Origin of the sequence: Streptomyces sp. ITFR-16, assembly GCF_031844705.1 — a bacterium.
Lineage (GTDB): Bacteria > Actinomycetota > Actinomycetes > Streptomycetales > Streptomycetaceae > Streptomyces.
In genome coordinates this window covers 4327693-4347171 of sequence record NZ_CP134609.1, presented here as the reverse complement: position 1 = coordinate 4347171, position 19479 = coordinate 4327693, and the positions used below count along the sequence as shown (strand labels likewise).

The 19479-nt window shown below is 73.0% G+C and carries 18 protein-coding genes; 3 read left to right on the top strand and 15 right to left on the bottom strand.

The window, feature by feature from the left end:
- Nucleotides 1-96: 96 nt before the first annotated feature.
- Nucleotides 97-1380, bottom strand: a complete 1284-nt coding sequence (locus RLT58_RS19230) for an adenylosuccinate synthase (protein WP_311311612.1) — start codon at nucleotides 1378-1380, stop codon at nucleotides 97-99.
- A 186-nt stretch (nucleotides 1381-1566) separates the two neighbouring features.
- On the opposite strand from RLT58_RS19230, the gene RLT58_RS19225 reads away from it, so the two are divergent.
- Complete coding sequence (locus tag RLT58_RS19225) at nucleotides 1567-2427, top strand: diacylglycerol kinase (RefSeq protein WP_311311611.1); 861 nt, start codon at nucleotides 1567-1569, stop codon at nucleotides 2425-2427.
- Between the two features lie 46 nt (nucleotides 2428-2473).
- Here RLT58_RS19225 and RLT58_RS19220 read toward each other — a convergent pair whose 3' ends face one another.
- Nucleotides 2474-3031, bottom strand: a complete 558-nt coding sequence (locus RLT58_RS19220) for a GbsR/MarR family transcriptional regulator (protein WP_311314566.1) — start codon at nucleotides 3029-3031, stop codon at nucleotides 2474-2476.
- Nucleotides 3032-3136: 105 nt separating this feature from the next.
- Here RLT58_RS19220 and RLT58_RS19215 point away from each other — a divergent pair, with 105 nt between their 5' ends.
- Together RLT58_RS19215 and RLT58_RS19210 are read left to right on the top strand one after the other, a co-directional pair.
- Nucleotides 3137-4063, top strand: a complete 927-nt coding sequence (locus RLT58_RS19215) for an ABC transporter ATP-binding protein (RefSeq protein WP_311311610.1) — start codon at nucleotides 3137-3139, stop codon at nucleotides 4061-4063.
- Nucleotides 4060-5685 (top strand): ABC transporter permease, encoded by a 1626-nt coding sequence (locus RLT58_RS19210; RefSeq protein WP_311311609.1) that lies wholly within the window; start codon nucleotides 4060-4062, stop codon nucleotides 5683-5685. The genes RLT58_RS19215 and RLT58_RS19210 overlap by 4 nt, the downstream gene beginning before the upstream one ends.
- A 78-nt stretch (nucleotides 5686-5763) precedes the next feature.
- Here RLT58_RS19210 and RLT58_RS19205 read toward each other — a convergent pair whose 3' ends face one another.
- The 13 genes from RLT58_RS19205 to RLT58_RS19145 all read right to left on the bottom strand — a co-directional run bounded on the left by RLT58_RS19205 (nucleotide 5764) and on the right by RLT58_RS19145 (nucleotide 19435).
- Nucleotides 5764-6999, bottom strand: coding sequence for a cytochrome P450 (locus RLT58_RS19205; protein WP_311311608.1), 1236 nt, complete (start codon nucleotides 6997-6999; stop codon nucleotides 5764-5766).
- A 57-nt stretch (nucleotides 7000-7056) separates the two neighbouring features.
- A complete protein-coding gene (locus RLT58_RS19200) occupies nucleotides 7057-7734 on the bottom strand; it encodes a response regulator (RefSeq protein ID WP_311311607.1) in 678 nt (225 codons plus the stop codon).
- Nucleotides 7731-8993, bottom strand: coding sequence for a sensor histidine kinase (locus RLT58_RS19195; RefSeq protein ID WP_399131911.1), 1263 nt, complete (start codon nucleotides 8991-8993; stop codon nucleotides 7731-7733). Before RLT58_RS19195 ends, RLT58_RS19200 begins: the two co-directional genes overlap by 4 nt.
- 159 nt (nucleotides 8994-9152) lie before the next feature.
- The gene (locus tag RLT58_RS19190; RefSeq protein ID WP_311311605.1) at nucleotides 9153-10028 is read right to left on the bottom strand and encodes an alpha/beta hydrolase family protein; all 876 of its coding nucleotides are present in this window, start codon (nucleotides 10026-10028) and stop codon (nucleotides 9153-9155) included.
- A gap of 176 nt (nucleotides 10029-10204) precedes the next feature.
- Nucleotides 10205-11401 (bottom strand): kynureninase, encoded by a 1197-nt coding sequence (gene kynU / locus RLT58_RS19185; protein ID WP_311311604.1) that lies wholly within the window; start codon nucleotides 11399-11401, stop codon nucleotides 10205-10207.
- The gene (locus RLT58_RS19180) at nucleotides 11394-12242 is read right to left on the bottom strand and encodes a tryptophan 2,3-dioxygenase family protein (RefSeq protein WP_311311603.1); all 849 of its coding nucleotides are present in this window, start codon (nucleotides 12240-12242) and stop codon (nucleotides 11394-11396) included. The genes kynU and RLT58_RS19180 overlap by 8 nt, the downstream gene beginning before the upstream one ends.
- Before the next feature lie 156 nt (nucleotides 12243-12398).
- Nucleotides 12399-12812, bottom strand: coding sequence for a DUF3151 domain-containing protein (locus tag RLT58_RS19175; protein WP_311311602.1), 414 nt, complete (start codon nucleotides 12810-12812; stop codon nucleotides 12399-12401).
- Nucleotides 12813-12876: 64 nt separating this feature from the next.
- A complete protein-coding gene (locus RLT58_RS19170; protein WP_311311601.1) occupies nucleotides 12877-14400 on the bottom strand; it encodes a DHA2 family efflux MFS transporter permease subunit in 1524 nt (507 codons plus the stop codon).
- A 97-nt stretch (nucleotides 14401-14497) separates the two neighbouring features.
- Nucleotides 14498-15718, bottom strand: a complete 1221-nt coding sequence (locus RLT58_RS19165) for a MalY/PatB family protein (protein ID WP_311311600.1) — start codon at nucleotides 15716-15718, stop codon at nucleotides 14498-14500.
- 126 nt (nucleotides 15719-15844) lie between these two features.
- Nucleotides 15845-16867: a class II fructose-bisphosphate aldolase gene (gene fbaA, locus RLT58_RS19160; protein WP_311311599.1), complete on the bottom strand. Its 1023-nt coding sequence runs from the start codon at nucleotides 16865-16867 to the stop codon at nucleotides 15845-15847.
- Nucleotides 16868-17033: 166 nt separating this feature from the next.
- On the bottom strand, nucleotides 17034-17573 hold the full coding sequence (gene pyrE, locus RLT58_RS19155) for an orotate phosphoribosyltransferase (RefSeq protein ID WP_311311598.1): 540 nt from the start codon (nucleotides 17571-17573) through the stop codon (nucleotides 17034-17036).
- Nucleotides 17574-17641: 68 nt separating this feature from the next.
- Nucleotides 17642-18436, bottom strand: a complete 795-nt coding sequence (locus RLT58_RS19150; RefSeq protein ID WP_311311597.1) for an aldose epimerase family protein — start codon at nucleotides 18434-18436, stop codon at nucleotides 17642-17644.
- A gap of 21 nt (nucleotides 18437-18457) precedes the next feature.
- The gene (locus RLT58_RS19145) at nucleotides 18458-19435 is read right to left on the bottom strand and encodes an SRPBCC domain-containing protein (protein ID WP_311311596.1); all 978 of its coding nucleotides are present in this window, start codon (nucleotides 19433-19435) and stop codon (nucleotides 18458-18460) included.
- Between the last annotated feature and the right edge of the window lie 44 nt (nucleotides 19436-19479).

Here is a 19479-nt window from a genome sequence, read left to right as displayed (position 1 = left end):
GGGCACAGGGAAGGGCCGGGGCGCACGCGCCCCGGCCCTTCCGGCTGCTCTTCGCTCTTCCCGGCCGCTCGCAGGCGGCTGCCCGCAAGCAGCGGCCTACAGGAAGGAGTTGATCTCGATGGTCTCGGTCCGGCCGGGGCCGACGCCGATAGCGGAGATCGGGGCGCCGGACATCTCCTCCAGCGCCTTCACGTACGCCTGCGCGTTCTTCGGCAGGTCGGAGAACGTCTTGGCCTTGGTGATGTCCTCGGACCAGCCCGGCAGGTTCTCGTAGATCGGCTTCGCGTGGTGGAAGTCGGTCTGGTTGTAGGGCAGCTCCTCGACGCGCTTCCCGTCGATCTCGTACGCCACGCAGACCGGGATCTGCTCCCAGCCGGTGAGGACGTCGAGCTTGGTGAGGAAGAAGTCGGTCAGGCCGTTGACCCGGGTCGCGTACCGCGCGATCGGGGCGTCGAACCAGCCGCAGCGGCGGTCACGGCCGGTGGTGACACCGCGCTCGCCACCGATCCGGCGCAGCGCCTCGCCGTCCTCGTCGAGCAGCTCCGTCGGGAACGGGCCGGCGCCGACGCGGGTGGTGTAGGCCTTGAGGATGCCGATGACCCGGCTGATCTTGGTCGGACCCACGCCGGCACCGGTGCAGGCGCCGCCCGCGGTCGGGTTCGACGAGGTGACGAAGGGGTACGTGCCGTGGTCGACGTCGAGCAGCGTGCCCTGACCGCCCTCGAAGAGGACGACCTTGCCCGCGTCGATGGCGTCGTTCAGGATCAGCGAGGTGTCGGCGACGAAGGGCTTGATCTGCTCCGCGTACTGGAGCATGTCCTCGACGACCTTGCCGGCCTCGATGGCCCGCCGGTTGAAGACCTTGGCCAGAAGCTGGTTCTTCTGCTCCAGGGCCGCCTCGACCTTCTGCTCCAGGATCGACTCGTCGTAGAGGTCCTGGACGCGGATGCCGACCCGGTTGATCTTGTCGGCGTACGTCGGGCCGATGCCGCGCCCGGTCGTGCCGATCTTGCGCTTCCCGAGGAAGCGTTCCGTCACCTTGTCGACGGTGACGTTGTACGGGGTGATCAAATGAGCGTTACCGCTGATCAGCAGCTTGGACGTGTCCACGCCGCGGTCGTTCAGCCCACTCAGCTCGGAGAGCAGGACCGCCGGGTCGACGACGACACCGTTACCGATGACCGGGGTACACCCCGGTGAAAGGATTCCGGAGGGGAGGAGATGCAGTGCGTACTTCTGGTCACCGACGACCACCGTGTGGCCGGCATTGTTGCCGCCCTGGTAGCGCACCACATAGTCCACGGATCCACCGAGGAGGTCGGTGGCCTTTCCCTTGCCCTCGTCACCCCACTGAGCACCGAGCAGCACAAGTGCGGGCACAGGCGTACACCCCTTCCGGGCGGGGCATGTCCAAGGTCAGGGGGCGTACGCAAACGTCGTACATGCCGTACGACGCTGTACGGCAAAGCCTGAACCGTCGAACCGGGTGCCCCGGAATAGACGAAGCCCCTGGCGCAATAGCGCAAGGGGCTCTTGCACCAAGATGCTACCCGAGGAAGGACCGAGGTGTCGGCTGCCCAGCCCCCCGGTAACGGTGCGCCCCATTTGCTGGTGGTGATCGATCCGGTCGCCCGCCGGACGGACGGCGAGTCCGTGCGGATCGCGAAAGACGTGCTCAGCGCTGGTTCGCACGCCAAAATCTGCCTCCCGGACAGCCCCGGGGAGTTCGCCCGCGCCCTGTCCCGGCGGGGCGGCCGGCGGCCGGTGGTGATCGGTGACGACCGGGCGCTGCGGCGCGCCGTGGCCCTGCTGCACCGGGAGCGGGAACCAGCCATGAGCGCGCTCTCGCTGATCCCGGTCGGCGCGGCGGCGGCCCTGGAGCTCGCCCACTCGTTCGGTGTGCCGGCGGGCGCGGTGGCGGCGGCGCGCACGGCCCTGGACGGTGCGGTGCGCCGGCTGGACCTGCTGGTGGACGACAGCGACGGCGTCGTCCTCGGCGCTCTGCGCATCCCGGCCCTGAGCGGCGCCCCGGGCACCCGTGCGGACCGCGCGGGCGTCACGGCGGTCTGGGACACCTGCCGCTCCCTGGTCCGCACCCTGGTCCGCCCGGCCCCCTCGGACCCGCCCGCCGCCCCGCACACCCACCGGCTGCGCGTCGAGGCCGACGGCATCGTCCTGAACGACCTGGACCGCCCGGTCGCCTCGGTGACGGTGACCTCCCGCTGCGGCGACGAGGGGCTGGCCGAGGTGACGATCCACGCCCCGGACGGCGCCCCGGTCACCACGGAGGCCAAGGCCGTCACGGTCTCCGGCGCTGACTTCCGCTACCGCGCGGACATACAGGTCGGCGGCCCGGTGCGGACCCGGACGTGGACGGTACGGGCGGGGGCGTGGGGGCTGGTGCTTCCGGTGACGGCCCAGGGGTAGCGCGGGCCGGGTCCGCCCGCACGCGGAGCGCCGCCGGGCGGAGCCGTCAGACCCCCCGCGACTCCTCGGCCACCGGCAGGTCGAGGGTCTTGCGGTGCTCCTCCCAGCGGCCCATCAGGGCGCCCAGCTCACTCTGCAGGAACTCGAAGAACGCCGCCGTCTCGGCCAGCCGGGCGCCGGCCGGGGTGTGTTCGCCCAGGGTGCGGGCGCCCTCCTTGAGGGTGCGCTCCCAGCGGGTGAGGACCTGGTCGCGGCTGGCGAAGGTGGTGTACCAGATCTCGTTGTGCAGGCGGTAGCGGTCCCGGCGCGAGCCCGGGTCCCGCTCGCGGCCGACCATGCTGACCTGCGTGAGGTAGTTGATCGCGCCGGACACGGCGGCCGGGCTGATCTGGAGGGCCAGGGCGAGCTCCGCCGAGGTCATCGAGGCGTCGTCGTCGGCGAGGAGCGCCGCGAAGACCCGGGACGCCATCCGCTGCATGCCCGCCTCGGTCATCTCGGACGCGAACCGCTCGACGAACCGCGAGACCGCCTCCGCGTCCCTTCCCGCGCTCCCCTGGACGGCGTCCTGCGGCTCGCGTGCGCCCTCTGCGGATTCGCTGCTCATCGGCCCCTCGTTCTTCCTGCGCACCTGGCCCGGGTCTGTCACTCATGCGAGTTTATACGCTTCCTTAATTTCACAAGTTTGTGAAAGTAGCGTACGTTCAGAATCATGACGAAGGCAATCACCGTGGCCGGACTGCACAAGTCGTTCGGCCGGACGCATGCGCTGGACGGGCTCGACCTGACCGTCGAGTCGGGTGAGGTCCACGGCTTTCTCGGGCCGAACGGATCGGGGAAGTCCACCACCATCCGGGTCCTGCTGGGCCTGCTGCGGGCCGACTCCGGCGCCGCCCAGCTACTCGGCCGCGACCCCTGGCGCGACGCGGTGGACCTGCACCGGCGCGTGGCCTACGTCCCCGGGGACGTCACGCTGTGGCGGAACCTCTCCGGCGGCGAGGTGATCGACCTGTACGGGCGGCTGCGCGGCGGCCTGGACGACACCCGCCGCGCCGACCTCGTGGAACGGTTCGAGCTCGACCCGACCAAGAAGGGGCGGACGTACTCGAAGGGCAACCGTCAGAAGGTGGCCCTGGTGGCCGCGTTCGCCTCCGATGTGGACCTGCTGATCCTCGACGAGCCGACCAGCGGGCTCGACCCGCTGATGGAGGAGGTCTTCCAGAGCTGCGTCGCCGAGGAGCGCGACCGGGGGCGCACGGTCCTGCTCTCCAGCCACATCCTCAGCGAGGTCGAGTCGCTCTGCGACCGCGTCAGCATCATCCGCCAGGGGCGGACCGTGGAGTCCGGCTCGCTCGCCGGCCTGCGCCATCTGACGCGGACGAACATCAGCGCCGAGCTGGTGGCCGATCCGGGCGGCCTGGCACAGCTGCCGGGGGTGCACGGCCTCGACATCCGGGGGCGGCGGGTCTCGCTCCAGGTCGACACGGACAAGCTGGACGCCGTCCTCAAGTCGCTCTCCGCGTCCGGGGTCCGGTCGCTGACCAGCACCCCGCCCACGCTGGAGGAGCTCTTCCTGCGGCACTACACGGCGGACGCCGGTCAGGAAGCGGGCCGGGACGCGGGGGTGGCGGCGCGATGACGGCCATGACGATGACGACCGCGGCCGGCGCGCGACGCAGGTCCGGGTCCGGGCAGCTGACGGGCACCTGGACCCTGCTGAGGCTCGCCCTGCGACGGGACCGGATCATCATGCCGGTCTGGGTGATCGTGCTCGGCGGATCCTTCTCCTCCGTCGGGAAGTCCATCTCCTCGCTGTACACGACGGCCGCGGACCGCGCCGAGCTCGCCGCGTCGATGAACGGCAACAGCTCGGTGCGCGCGATGTACGGCCCCGTGTTCGGCGACTCCGTCGGCGGACTCGTCAGCTGGCGCATGGTCGCCTTCGGCGCCGCACTGGCCGCGGTGATGAGCCTGATCGTCGTCGTGCGGCACACCAGGGAGGAAGAGGAGACGGGGCGTCAGGAGATGCTCTCCTCCGCCATGGTGGGGCGCCGCGCCCCGCTCACCGCCGCGCTGCTCGCCGCCCTCGTCGCCAACGCGGCGCTGGCCCTGGTGATCGTGGCCGGGATGACCGGGTCCGGTGCGGGCGGCGCCGGTGCCTGGGCGCTCGCGTCGGCCGTCGCCGGGGTCGGCGCGCTCTTCGCCTGCACCGCCGCGATCGCCGCGCAGTTCACCGAGAGCGCGCGGCTCGCGAAGGGGCTGACCTCGGCGGTGATCGGTGCCGCGTTCGTCCTGAAGGCGGCGGGCGACTCCGCGACGGACGACGGCTCGTCCGTCCTCACCTGGCTCTCCCCCCTCGGCTGGGCGGAGAACGTGCGGCCGTACGCCGCCGAGCGCTGGTGGGTGCTCCTCCTGGTCGCCGGCGCCGCGGCCGTGCAGTGCGCCGCGGCCTACGCGCTGGCCGGGCGCCGCGATGTCGGCATGAGCTTCCTGGCGACGCGGCCGGGGCCCGCCCGGGGCCGGATCTCCACCGCCTTCGGTCTCGCGGTGCGCCTCCAGCGCGGGGCGCTCCTGGGGTGGACGGTGTCGTTCGCCGTGGTCGGCTTCGTCTTCGGCGGACTGACCGGTGGGGCGGCCGATCTCGTCGGGGACAACGAGAAGACCAAGGAGATCTTCGAGCGGATGGGCGGGCAGTCCGGACTCACGGACGCGTTCCTCGCCTCGATGGTCTCCGTGCTCGGCACGGTGGCGGCGCTGTACATCGTCTCCTCGGTGCTGCGGCTGCACGGCGAGGAGACGGCCCAGCGCGCGGAGCCGGTGCTCGCGGCCGGAGTCGGCCGGACCGCCTGGGCGGCCGGCCATCTGCTCATGGCCTTCGGCGGCGCGACCCTGATCATGGCGGCCGGCGGCCTCGGCCTGGCGGCGGGGTACGGACACGGACTCCCCGCCGTGCTCGGCGCCTCCCTGGTGCAACTGCCCGCTGTCTGGCTCCTGGGCGGGACGACGGTCCTGCTGTACGGGGCACTGCCGAAGGCCGCCGCGGCCGGCTGGGGGCTGACCGGGCTCTGCCTGGCGCTCGGCTGGATCGGCCCCGTCCTGGATCTCCCGCAGCCCGTCATGGACCTGTCGCCGTTCACCCACCTCCCGAAGCTGCCGGGGGCGGGCATGGAGTGGGGGCCGGTGGTGCTCCTCACCGCGGTCGCGGCCGTACTGGTGGCAGGCGGCCTGGCGACGCTGCGGCGGCGCGACCTGCTGACCTGAGGGGGCCTCACGGGCTGAGGCCGTCCCGCAGGCCGAGGAGCGGGGCGGGCGGGCAGAGGGGGCCGCCCGCCCCGGTCCTCACACCTCCACGCGCAGCTCCTTCACGCCCCTGATGACATAGCCCGGCTTCCACTCCGGTTCGGCGGCCAGGCGCAGGGCGGGTGCCTTGCGCAGGAGTTCGCCGAAAGAGGTGGTCAGCTCGACCCGGGCCAGCGGCGCGCCCAGACAGAAGTGGATGCCGGCGCCGAAGGTGATGTGGGGGTTGTCCGCGCGGGCGAGGTCCAGGGTGTCCGGGGCGGTGAAGCGGGCCGGGTCGCGGTTGGCGGAGCCGAAGAGCAGGGCGACCTCCGAACCGCGCGGGATGACCGTGCCGTCGATCTCGATGTCGTCCAGGACCCAGCGCTCGAACATCTGGAGCGGGGTGTCGTAGCGCATCAGCTCCTCCACCGCGGTGGACAGCAGCCCGGGGTCGGCCCGCAGGGCGGCCAGCTGCTCGGGGTGGCGCAGCAGGGTCCACCAGCCGTTCGCGGTGGTGTTGACCGTCGCCTCGTGGCCCGCGTTCAGCAGCAGGACGCAGGTGGAGACCATCTCCTGCTCGGTCAGCCGCTCGCCCTCGTCGTGGGCGGCGACGAGCGCGGAGATCAGGTCCGTGCCCGGGTTCGCGCGCCGCTCGGCGATCAGTTCGCGCAGATAGGCGGAGAAGTCCAGGGAGGCGCGGACGGCGGCGCGGGCCGTCTCCTCGGACGGATTGAGCTCGAACATCCCGCAGATCGCGGCCGACCAGGGCCGCAGCGGGGCCCGGTCGGACTCCGGGATGCCGAGCATCTCGGCGATGACGGCGACGGGCAGCGGCTCGGCGACCGCCGTGAGCAGATCGCCGCCGCCCTCGGCGACGAAGTCGTCGACCAGTCCGGCGGCCAGCCGCCGCACGGCCGGGACGAGCTGCTCGACGGTGCGCGGGGTGAACGCCTTGGAGACCAGCCGTCGGATGCGGGTGTGGTCCGGCGGTTCGAGGTCCAGCAGCCCCTGCCCGTTGAGCGTCTCGAAGGGCTCGTGCTCGGGCGGCGGCGGCGTGCGGCCGAACTCCTCGTGTGTGAACCGGTGCAGATACGTCCGGCCCAGCCGCCGGTCGCGCAGCAGCGCCGAGACATCGGCGTAGTGCGGGACGAGCCACTGGCCGGTCGGCTCGAACCAGTGCGCCCGGCCGGTGGCCCGCAGCTCCTCGTAGGCGGGGTACGGATCGGCGACGAACGCCGCTGACCAGGGGTCGAACGGGGCGTCGGGTCCGGGGGCGGTACGCGTGGGCTGGTCCATGGAGCGACGCTAACCGGCCGCCCGCGCCCGGGCCAGCCCTGCCGGGGACCGGCCGTCTCAGGAGGGCGTGACCAGCCGGGCCTCGTAGGCGAACACCGCGGCCTGGGTGCGGTCGCGCAGACCGAGCTTGACCAGGATGCGGCTCACATGGGTCTTGATGGTCGACTCCGCGACCACCAGGTGCGAGGCGATCTCCGCGTTCGACAGGCCCTGGGCGATGAGGACCAGCACCTCCGTCTCGCGCTCGGTGAGGTCGCCGATCTGGGCGAGGGCGGGCGCGCGCGGGGCGGCCGCGAGCTTGGAGAACTCGGTGATCAGCCGTCTGGTGACGGTCGGGGCGAGCAGCGCCTCGCCGGAGGCCACCACCCGTACCCCGTCGGCCAGCTGGCGGGCCGACGCGTCCTTGAGGAGGAAGCCGGACGCCCCGGCGCGCAGCGCCTGGTACACGTACTCGTCGAGGTCGAAGGTGGTGAGCACGAGCACCTTGGCGTCCGCGTCGGCGGCCACGATCTCGCGGGTCGCCTCGATGCCGTTGAGCTCCGGCATGCGGATGTCCATCAGCACCACGTCGGGGCGGAGCGCGGCGACCTGCGCGATGGCCTGGCGGCCGTCGACGGCCTCGCCGACGACCTCGATGCCCGGCATCGCGTTGAGCAGCACCGAGAATCCCTCGCGGACCATCATCTGGTCGTCCACGATCAGGACCCGGATCGGTGCGGCGGCGGGGGTCGTCATACCTGCTCCACGGGGGTGCCGGAGGGGGCGTCGGAGGGGGGCGACTGGACGGGTATGAAGGCCGTGACCTCGTAGCCGCCCTCCGCCGTCGGCTCGGCGGTCATCTCGCCGTTCAGCATCGCGACCCGCTCCCGCATCCCCGTGATCCCGTGCCCGGCCCCGGGTGACGGCTTCACCGGACCGGTCGGCGGGCCGTTGACGACCCGCAGCCCGAGCCCGCCGAGCACATAGCCGATCTCGACCCTCGCGGTGGCGCCGGGCGCATGCCGCAGGGTGTTGCTCAGGGCCTCCTGGATGATCCGGTACGCCGACAGCTCGACGCCCTGCGGCAGCTCACGCACCGCACCGGTCACCGCCTTCTCCGCCGACAGGCCCGCCTCGCCGACGTTGGCGAGCAGCCCGTCCAGCTCGGCCAGCGTCGGCTGCGGGGCGTCCGGCGCCTCGTAGTCCTCGGCCCGTACGACGCCGAGCACCCGGCGCAGCTCGGTGAGGGCTGCAACAGCGTTCTCCCGGATCGTGACGAAGGCCTGCTCCAGCTCGGGCGGCGGGTTCTCCACCCGGTACGGGGCGGCCTCGGCCTGGATCGCGACGACCGACATGTGGTGGGCGACCACGTCGTGCAGCTCACGGGCGATGGTGGTGCGCTCCTCCAGCAGCGTGCGCCGGTCGCGCTCCACCGCCGTCACGGTGCGCTGCACGGTGACCTCGCGCTCCGCCTCCCGCCGGACCTGCACCAGGCTGACCAGGAGCAGGGCGAACGCGGAGGCCACCGCCATCGCCGCGGTGCTCCCCGCGCTGTCCCGGCCGGCGACGTTCTCCAGGAGCGTGCCGCCTACCAGGGTGAGCACCCACATCCAGGCGGCGGTACGGGGCCGGGTCCTGGCCGCGACGACCGACAGCACCACGAGATGCGCGAAGAAGGTGCTCGGTCCCCACGCCTCGTGGCCGTCGCCCAGGACCAGGCTCACCGGCATCAGCGCCATCGACATCCAGAACGCTCCGACCGGCCTGATCAGCGTCATCCCGACACAGGCGGCGGGGAGCAGCCCGGAGAGGAGCACCTCGGCGTTCCCGGTGGCGGCGAACCCCGTCATGAAGGTGATCAGCGCGGCCGCCAGCACCAGCGCGTGCGGAGTCCAGGCGGCCCGCCGCCGCAGCCGCGCCGGCAGCCGCCGGGTCAGCACCCCGTCGGTCCGCATCGGCCCCAGCGGGCGGTAGGCGAACGGGTCACGGAAGAGGTCCTGCCGCAGGTCGCCCATGGCCCCTGAGGCGAGCCGGAGCTCGGGGCTTCTCGTCTTGGTCTCGGTCACGCCTCCACGGTAGGCGGCGGCGCGCGCGGGGTCGTCAGCAGTGATACGGATCCTCGGCCGTCCGTCGCAAGTACTACGCGGGTCCGTCCGGCCCCCCGCGGTGGGGTTTCACCAGGCCAGCTGGGCGATCTCCTCGGCGACCACCGCGCACGCGCCGGCCGCCGGGTCGATCAGCGGGAAGTGCCCGACGTCCGGCAGCAGCGTCAGACCGACGGTCTCGCCCTCCTTGGCCGCCGCGTCCACGAACGCATCGGAGACGGCCTGCGGCACCGTGAGGTCGCTGGTCCCCTGCACCACGGCCGTCGCGATGCCGGTGGGCAGCAGCAGGGCCGGGTCGGCGTGCGCGCTGCGCCCGGCGAAGTCCTCCTCCCGCCCCAGGAACTGCCCGACCGCCCCGGAGCACACGTCCAGCGCGACCGCCGAGGCGAAGTCCGCGATCGGCGCGAGGGCCACCACGCCCCGCAGCGCGGGCGGCCGGGGCAGCCGCCACGGCGAGTCCTCCGGCAGGACGTGCCGGGCGGCGGCCCACAGCGCGAGCTGCCCGCCGGCGGAGTGCCCGGTGACGACGATCCGGCGGGCGTCCGCCGCGGGCAGCTCCCGGGCCAGCAGCTCCGGCAGCGCGTCCAGCGCGGCCGCGACGTCGTCGAAGGTCTCCGGCCAGCGGCCCGCGACCGGGCCCGAGCCGCGCTGCTGCGGGATCTCGCTGCCGCGCCGGTACTCGACGCTGGCGACGGCGAAGCCCCGCCGGGCCAGGAAGTCCGCGAACGGCGACACATGGGCCCGGTCGTAGGGCGCGCGCCACGCCCCGCCGTGCAGGACGACCACGACCGGGGCGCCGGCGCGCCCGTCGCGCGGGGCGTAGAAGTCGATCACCTGGTCGGGGTGGCTGCCGTAGGCCGCCGTCGCGTCGGGGGCGACGGCCGGATGCGAGAACGCCGACTCGGTCTCGGCGGCGTCCCGGTCACGCGCGGCAGAATCCGACATGCTGCTCCCGTCCTCCCCTGGCCCCAGGCCCCAACTGGCCTGACCTGCGGGGACGGTACCAGTACGGCGGCCCCGCGCGAACCGCCGCCGGCCGGCGGGGGCGCGCAGGGCGCACACGGGGCGCGCGACCCCGTCCGGCGACCGGGGCGAGCCGGTCGCCGGACGGATGCGGCAGCCTACGCCGCGGCGGAGGCCAGAACGTCCGCGAGCACCCGCGCCGCGCGTTCCGCGTCGGCGAACCCCACGTACAGCGGTGTGAATCCGAACCGCAGCACATCGGGCCGCCGCAGGTCCCCGACGACCCCGCGCGCGATCAGGGCGTCCATGACGGGCCCGGCGTCCGCGCACCGCAGCGCGACCTGGCTGCCGCGCTCCGCGTGCGCGGCCGGGGTGACCGAGGCGACCCGGCCCCCGGGGGCGTACGCCTCGACGCACTCCAGGAAGAAGTCCGTCAGCGCCAGCGACTTGGCCCGTACGTCCTCGACCGCGACCCCGTCCCAGACGTCGAGGGAGGCCTCCAGCGCCAGCATGGACAGGATGTCGGGCGTCCCGACCCGGCCCCGCACCGCGCCTTCGGCGGGGGTGTAGCCGGGGCTCATCGCGAACGGGTCGGCGTGCGACGTCCACCCCGGCAGGGGCGAGTCGAAGGCCGCCTGGTGCCGCTCGGCGACGTACAGGTACGCGGGCGAACCGGGGCCGCCGTTGAGGTACTTGTACGTGCAGCCGACCGCGAGGTCCACCCCGTGCGCGTCCAGGCCCACCGGCAGCGCGCCCGCGCTGTGGCAGAGGTCCCAGACGGCGAGCGCGCCCGCCGCGTGCACGGCGGCGGTGAGACCGGGCAGGTCGTGGAGCCGGCCCGAGCGGTAGTCGACGTGGTTGAGCAGAACGGCCGCGGTCCGGGGCCCGAGGGCGTCCGGTACGTCGGCGGGGGCGACCGGGACGATCCGGTGACCGGTCATCCGGGCCGCCGACGCGGCGATGTAGCCGTCGGTGGGGAACGTGGCGGCGTCGACCAGGATCTCGTCGCGCCCCTCGGGCGCCAGCCGGGTCGCGGCGACGACGGCCTTGAAGACGTTGACGCTGGTGGAGTCGCCGACGACGATCTGTCCGGCCGCCGCCCCCACGATCGGGGCGATGCGGTCGCCGATCCGCTCCGGCGCGGTCCACCAGCCGCTCTCGCCCCAGGACCGGATGCGCAGCTCGCCCCACTCGCGGGTGAGGACCTCCTGCACCCGGGCGGGCACATGGCGGGGCAGCGCGCCCAGCGAGTTGCCGTCCAGGTAGACGGTGTCGTCGAGGGTGAACAGCTCACGCAGCGGAGCCAGGGCGTCGGCGGTGTCGAGCGCCTGTGCGCGCTCCTGCAGATCAGACATGGCTGCGGGCCGTCCACAGCTCGGGGAAGACGTTCTTCGTGGCGCGCTTCTCCAGCCAGGCGACCCCGGCGGAGCCGCCGGTCCCGGTCTTGGAGCCCATGGCCCGCCGGGTGGCGACGAGATGGTCGTTGCGCCATCGCCACACGAGTTCACCGACATCGGTGAGCGCCTCGCCGAGGCGGACCAGTTCGTCGTTCTGGTCGGGGTTGGCGTAGATCTCCGCCCAGACGGCCTCGACCTCGGGCGACGGCTCGTACTTCTGGGTGAGGTCGCGGCCGAGCACCTCCTGGGGCACGGCGTGGCCGCGCCGGGCGAGCAGGGCGAGCGTCTCGTCGTACAGACCGGGCTCGCCGAGCGCCTTCTCCAGCTCGGCGTGGACGCGGGGCGCGCCCCGGTGCGGCACGAGCATGGACGCGGACTTGTCGCCGAGCAGGAACTCCATCCGCCGGTACATGGCCGACTGGAAGCCGGAGCCCTCGCCGAGCGCGGACCGGTAGGAGTTGAACTGGGCGGGGGTGAGCTGGGCGAGCGGCGTCCAGGACGCGTTCAGCGCCTCCAGCTCCCGCACGGACCGCTTCAGCGCGTCCCGCGCGACGGGGATCCGGTCCTCGCGCAGGGCGTGCGCGGCGGTCTCCCACTCATGGACGATGACGGTGAACCACAGCTCCATGACCTGGGTGGTGACCAGGAAGACCATCTCGCCGGGATCGTCCGAGCGCAGGTGCTGGAGGTGGGTCAGGACATCCGCCTGGACATAGTCCTCGTACGGAGTCGTTCCCGCGAAGTCGAGGTGCGGGGTCTGCGCACCGGTGGCTTCGGGGTCGGGGTGAATCGTCGACATCGCTGTCTCCTCGACACGAGCTTCCGGGTAGCGGTCCGCCCCTTCCGTGAGGTGGTGGAGCTCCGGTCCCCTGTCCGCATCCTAAACGGCACCCCGGGGAACGCGCAGGCCCCGCGGACGGGCATGCGTCCGCGGGGCCGGTGGGGCGGGTGTGCTCTAGCCGAGGGTCTCGGCGGCGGTCGGCGAGGAGTCGCGGAGGAAGGCCGAGCAGCGCTCGTACTCCTCCTGCTCACCGATCGACTGCGCGGCGCGCGCGAGGGCGTGCAGGGCGCGCAGGAAGCCGCGGTTCGGCTCGTGCTCGAACGGTACGGGGCCGTGGCCCTTCCAGCCGGCCCGGCGCAGCGCGTCCAGGCCGCGGTGGTAGCCGGTGCGGGCGTAGGCGTACGACTCGATGACCCGGCCGCCCTCGAACGCCTCGTCGGCGAGCTGTGCCCAGGCCAGCGAGGAGGTCGGGTACTTCGCGGCGACATCGGCGGGCGCGGTGCCCGCGGCGAGCAGCTCGCGCGGCTCCGGGTCGTCGGGCAGGTGGGTCGGGGGAGGGCCCCCGAGCAGGTTCTCGTGGATCGACATGGGTTCCAGTGTGCCTGGCGCCACACCCACCCGGACACCCGGCGGCCACAATGCCGCCCCGGGTTCAGCCCGGGTCCGCCGGGCGCGCGGCCTCCGGCGCGGGCTCCAGCGGCGGGCTGCTGACCCCGCAGTGCACCGCGCATTCGGGCCGCGCGGTCTCCTGCACGGCGGCCGACGGGGTGCGGACCGTCGCCCAGGCGATCAGGGCGCCCAGCACCAGCAGCCCGGCGCACATCGGCATGGCCCGCCGGAAGGTCGCGGCGAACTCACCGGCGTCCCGGTACGCCTCGGGGCCCATCCCCGCGAGCAGCGGCAGCGCGGCCACCGCGATCAGCCCGGCGGCGCGGGCGGCGGCGTTGTTGATCCCGCTGGCGAGCCCGGCCCTGCCGGTGTCCACGGAGGCCAGGACGGTCGCGGTGAGGGGCGCCACGACGGTCACCAGGCCGACGCCGAGAACGGCGACGGCGGGCAGCACCTCGGTCAGATACCCGGTGACGGAGTTCGAGCCCGGCCCCACGCGCAGCATCAGCAGCATGCCCGCAGCGGCGATCAGGGGCCCGGCGGTCAGCGGGATGCGAGGGCCGATGCGCTGGCCCAGTTCGCCCGACGAGGCCGAGAACAGCAGCATCAGGAGGGTCGTGGGCAGCAGCGCGGTGCCGGCGCCGAGCGCGGAGTACCCGGCCACGACCTGGAGCTGGATCGCGGAGAGGAAGAAGTAGCCGCCGAGCGCCGCGTACACGCAGAGGGTGACGACGTTGACGGCGGTGAACTGCCGGGACGCGAAGACCGAGGGCGGCAGCATCGGATCCGCCCGCCGCCGCTCCACCTGGACGAACACGGCACCCAGCACCACCCCGCCGACCGCCGACCCGATCACGGCCGGCGAGGCGCCCCGCCCCGGCGCCTCGATCAGCGCATACGTCACCAGCGCGAGGGAGAGGGCCCCGAGCACCGCCCCGAGGACGTCGAAACGGCCGTGCGCGTACGGGTCCCGGGACTCCGGTACGTGGCGCAGGGCGACGGGTACGCAGACGGCGGCGAGCGGCAGATTGAGCAGGAACACCCACCGCCAGCCGGGTCCGTCGACCAGCCAGCCGCCCACGAACGGTCCGACGGCGGCCCCGACCCCGCCGAACCCGGACCACAGCCCGACCGCACGGGCCCGGTCGTCCGGGTGGAAGCTCGCCTGGATCAGGGCCAGCGACCCGGGCGTGAGCAGGGCACCGCCGACACCCTGCAGCGCACGGGCGGCGATCAGCACCTCCGCGTTGGGCGCGATGCCGCAGACCAGCGAGGCGGCGGCGAACCACACGACCCCGACGACGAAGACCCGCCGCCGCCCGTAGCGGTCACCGAGCGCGCCCCCGAGCAGGATCAGCCCGGCGAGGGTCAGCATGTAGGCGTTGACGGTCCACTGGAGCGCGGCCAGATCGGTGCCGAGGTCCTCGCCGATACGGGGCAGGGCGACATTGATGACGGTGGAGTCCAGCATGGCCATGCTGGACCCGAGCACGGTGGTCAGCACCACCCAGCGCCCGGCGGACGAGGCGACACGGATGCCCCCGGGATCAGCAGCTCTCTCGGCCATGGCCCCAGCATCGACGCCACGGAACCGAAGGGCCACCCGGGCAGCACCCGGAAGAATCACACCGCCGCAGGCGCGTTCAAGCGGCGGCCGGCCACCCTCAAGCCCCTCCGGCGCTTGAGGAGCGGGGGCCCGGGGGCAGCGCTCCCGAACCCTCCCGTGCTCCGGAAACCTCCCGCATCCCCCGGATCAACGCCGACACCCCCGCCTCCACCTTGCTCCGCGCGCACCCCACATTCAGCCGCACGAACCCCTCCGCCCCGTACACCCCGCCCGGCATCACCGCGACCCGCTCCCGGTCGATCAGCACCCGCTGAAGCGCCTCGTCGTCCAGGACCCCCGCCCGCCGCACATCGATCCACGCCAGGTACCCCGCCTGGGGCGGCTCCCACCCCAGCTCCGGGAACGCCTCGTTCAGCCGTTCCGCGACCAGCTCCAGGTTCTCCGCGACATACGCCCGTACCGCGTCCAGCCACGCCGCGCCCTCCCGGTACGCCGCGATGTGCGCGGTCAGCGAGAGCACCGCCGGGGAGGCGAGCCCCTCCGCGGTCTCCATCCGGCGCAGGTACTCCGTCCGGTCCTCCGGCCGACCGATCAGCCCGTAGGACCCGGTCAGCGCGGGGAAGTTGAACGACTTCGAGGCCGAGGTGATGAGCGCCCAGCGCCCGTCCCCGCCGACCCGCGTCCACGGCACGTGCGGCCGCCCGCCGTGCACGAAGTCCGCGTGGATCTCGTCGCTGATCACGGCGACCCCGTGACGGGCGGCGAGCGCCGCCATCTCCGCGAGCTCGGCCTCCGTCCAGACCCTCCCGGACGGGTTGTGCGGCGAACACACCACGAGGACCGTGCTGTCCGGCCGCGCGAGCTCCCGCTCCAGCGCCGCCGTGTCCCCCAGCCCCACGCCCCGCAGCTCCCGCCCGAGCCCGGTGATCGCCTTGCGGAAACCGTCGTACGTCGGGGTGTGCAGGACGACTCCGTCGCCCTCGGCCGTCCACATCTGGAGCAGCTGGGAGAACTGGCTGAGCACGGACGGCCCGTACACCAGCCGGCCGGTGTCGATCGTCGTGTCGTACCGGCTCGCGAACCAGTGGGCGATCGCCGGGCCGAAGTCGTCGTTGCGCCAGTCCGTGTAGCCGAGCACGCCGTGGTCGAGCCGGGACCGCAGGGCGGCCAGCACCTCGGGGGCCGTCGCGAAGTCCATGTCGGAGATGGTGAACGGCAGCAGTCCGTCCACGCCGAAGCGGTCCGCGACCCCGTCCCACTGGACGCACCAGGTGCCGCGCCGGTCGATGACGGTGTCGAAGTCGTAGGACGTGCTCACAGCTGTTCCCTCACATCAGGCGTCGGGCACGGAGAGCAGGCATCGTGCTCAGGCGTGCCGGGCACGGACATGCCATGGGCCCGGCACCCCCAGGGGGACCGGGCCCACAAACGCATCCGTACGGAATTACTTCAGCTTGGTACCGGTGGACCGCAGGTTGGCGCAGGCCTCCGTGACGCGCTTGGCCATGCCGGCCTCGGCGGCCTTGCCCCAGGTGCGGGGGTCGTAGGTCTTCTTGTTGCCGACCTCGCCGTCGACCTTCAGGACACCGTCGTAGTTGCGGAACATGTGGTCCGCGACCGGGCGGGTGAAGGCGTACTGGGTGTCGGTGTCGAGGTTCATCTTCACGACGCCGTTCTCCAGCGCGGTGGCGATCTCCTCGGCGGTGGAGCCGGAGCCGCCGTGGAAGACGAAGTCGAAGGGCGACGCCTGGCCGAACTTGGCGGCGACACCCTCCTGGAGGTCCTTGAGCAGCTCGGGACGGAGCACGACGTTGCCCGGCTTGTAGACGCCGTGCACATTGCCGAAGGACGCGGCCAGCAGGTAACGGCCCTTCTCGCCCAGACCGAGCGCCTCGGCGGTACGCAGCGCGTCGTCGACGGTGGTGTAGAGCTCGTCGTTGATCTCGTGCGTGACGCCGTCCTCCTCGCCACCGGTCGGGGTGATCTCGACCTCAAGGATGATCTTGGCGGCGGCGGCCTTGGCCAGCAGCTCCTGGCCGATGGCCAGGTTGTCGGCCAGCGTCTCGGCCGAGCCGTCCCACATGTGCGACTGGAACAGCGGGTTACGGCCCTGGGCGACGCGCTCCGCGGAGATGTCGATCAGCGGACGCACATAGGTGTCCAGCTTGTCCTTGGGGCAGTGGTCCGTGTGCAGCGCGACGGTGACGTCGTACTTGGCGGCGACGATGTGCGCGAACTCGGCGAGGGCGACCGCGCCCGTGACCATGTCCTTGTTGTACTGGCCGCCCAGGAACTCCGCCCCGCCGGTCGAGATCTGGATGATGCCGTCGCTCTCGGCCTCCGCGAAGCCGCGCAGCGCGGCATGCAGGGTCTGGGTCGACGTCACATTGATGGCCGGGTAGGCGAACTTGCCTGCCTTCGCCCGGTCGAGCATCTCGGCGTAGACCTCGGGGGTTGCGATGGGCATCTGTCCGCTCCTTGGGATGTGCGGGTGTGCGTTGCTGGGTCCCTGACCTGGGGGCGACGTCATCGTCGCCCCCATCTTCCCAGACTCTCGCTCCGGCTCCACCCGGGCGTACGACAAAGGCGGCCGGTTTCACGTGAAACCGGCCGCCTCCGCAGAAAACCGCAGGTCAGGACAGGTCGAGGTCCGGGACCGAGTAGACGTGCACATACGGAAGGCCCGCCTCGGCGATGGCCGGGGCAGCGCCCCGCTCCACGATCACGGCGACGGCGACGACCTCACCGCCTGCCTCCCGCACGGCCTCGACGGCGGTCAGCGGCGATCCACCGGTCGTCGAGGTGTCCTCGACGACCAGGCAGCGACGGCCCTTGACGTCCGTGCCCTCGATCCGGCGCTGCATGCCGTGGGCCTTCTGCGCCTTGCGGACGACGAAGGCGTCCAGCTCCTGGCCCCGGGCGGCGGAGGCGTGCAGCATCGAGGTGGCCACCGGGTCGGCACCCAGGGTCAGACCGCCCACGCAGTCGTAGTCCAGCTCCGCCGTGGCGTCGAGCATGACCTGACCGACCATCGGAGCGGCCTTGCCGTCCAGCGTGATGCGGCGCAGATCGATGTACCAGTCGGCCTCCAGCCCGGAGGAGAGCGTCACCTTGCCGTGCACCACGGCCTTGTCCTTGATCTGCTGGAGCAGCTCAGCGCGTACGTCAGTCATGGCTAGAAGGATAGGCGCCCGTCGCGGGCCGGGGGCCGGCTCGCCCGCCGGACGGCCGCGCCCGGAGCTCAGAGCGTGCGCCAGCTCCAGGTCGTCGCGATCTCCAGCGGCTCGATCGGGGTGACGTAGCGGGGGTCGGTGTTCAGTCCGTTCGGCGGGCCCGACTGCGGCTCCACACAGACGGCCTCGGTCTGCTCGTCGTAGACCACGACCCACTCGGACCGGCTCTTCACGGTCAGCTCCAGCTGTCCGGGCCAGGTGAGCGTCACCTCCACGCCGTCGGGCATCCCGAAGCAGTCGTCCCACGGGCCGTCCTGCGGCGGGATGCGGCGGCCGGTCGGCAGATGGTCCTCGCCCCGCTCCTCCTGCCAGGCGGCGTCGAAGGCGACCCGGACGTCCTCGCCGCCGAGGTTGCGCCGGAACCACGGGTGCCAGCCCGCCTGCGCCGGGAAGGAGTCCCCGTACGTCTCGACGCCGAACGCCAACGTGAGGGATTCCTCGGCCAGTTCAAAGGTCTGGGTCACCCGGCCCGGGTACGGCCAGGGGTCCGCCAGGTCGTAGTAGAACGAGGCCTGGGTCCCGCTCTCCAGGGCGGTGTGCCAGGCCGTGTCACGGCCGGTGCCGTGAATGGCATGCGGCGGGGCGGTCAGAGGCAGCTGATGCAGCACACCGCCGTTGCGGAACTGCCCGTCCCCGGTCCGTCCGCACCACGGCACCATCGGGAAGCAGCCGTACCGCTCCCCCTGCCGCAGCAGTTCGTTCCCGCCGATCCGCAGGCTGCTGATACGGCAGCCGTTGGCGGGGTTCACGGTCACCTCTGTGTCGCCGACGGAGAGCCGGACGTCCTTCTCGCTGCTGCTCACGGAACGACCCTACTGGCGTCGCTACCTCCGGCGCCGCAAGGCCCGGCCCACCACCACGGCGGACGCGAGGGCGAGAGCGGCCGCCGGGGCCACCCAGCGCAGCGTCGCCCCGGCGCCGCCCGAATCGGGCGACGGCACGGGCGCGTACCGGCCGCGCGGCGGAGCGTGGTCGACCTCCTCGGCGCTGCGCCCGATCATGGTGCGCCGGGCATGGGCTGCCTCGGCGGGCGCGTCCGGGACCGTGAACTCGATCCCCGCCACCGGGTCCAGCGACGACGGCGGCACCGGGGCGTCGAAGAGGGAGTCCCCGTCCTGCTTCCGGTCCCCCGCCGGTGCCTCGTCGGCGGCGGCCTCGTGCGTGGGCGGGACCTCATCGCCGTCGGCCGGGGGCTCGGAGCCACTGACCGGGGAGCCGTTCGGCGGCCCGGTCTTGTCCGCCTCCTCGGCGGCCTCCTCCAGGGCCTTCTCCACCGCTTCCCCGACGGCCAGTTCGTCCGCGGCGATCCCGGTGACCGGCTCGACGGAACCGTCGTCCGCCCCGTGCTCCGCGAGCGTCTCGGTCACCAGCTGCTGGGCGAACCGGTCCAGCAGACGGTGGGCCGCCGACAGCGCGGCCGCCGGGTCGAGCTCCGCCAGCCGGCCGTCACCGCTCGCCGTGCCCTCGAACACGACCGCCGTACCCCCGTCGCGCTCCGTCAGCCGCAGGGTCAGGGCCAGCTTCGCCGACCCGCCGCCGCGGGCCTCGGTCCCCTCGCCCGCCACGGAGACCGCGTACACCGAGTCCACGTCCGGGTCGCCCGGCAGCGGGGTGAGGCGCAGCGCGCCCCGGTAGGTGATGGTGTGGCCGCCCGCCCGGAATCTCAGCCGGCCGGACAGCGGGCCCGCGGACGCGTCGGCGTCCTGCTGAAGCCCCGGCACGCAGCGCGCGACCCGGGCGGGGTCGCCCAGCGTCCGCCGAAGGGCCGGAACCGGAACCGGTACGCACACCTCATGCTCCATGGAAACCGAGCCTACTCAGCCCCGGCCACCACGTCAGCGCTTCG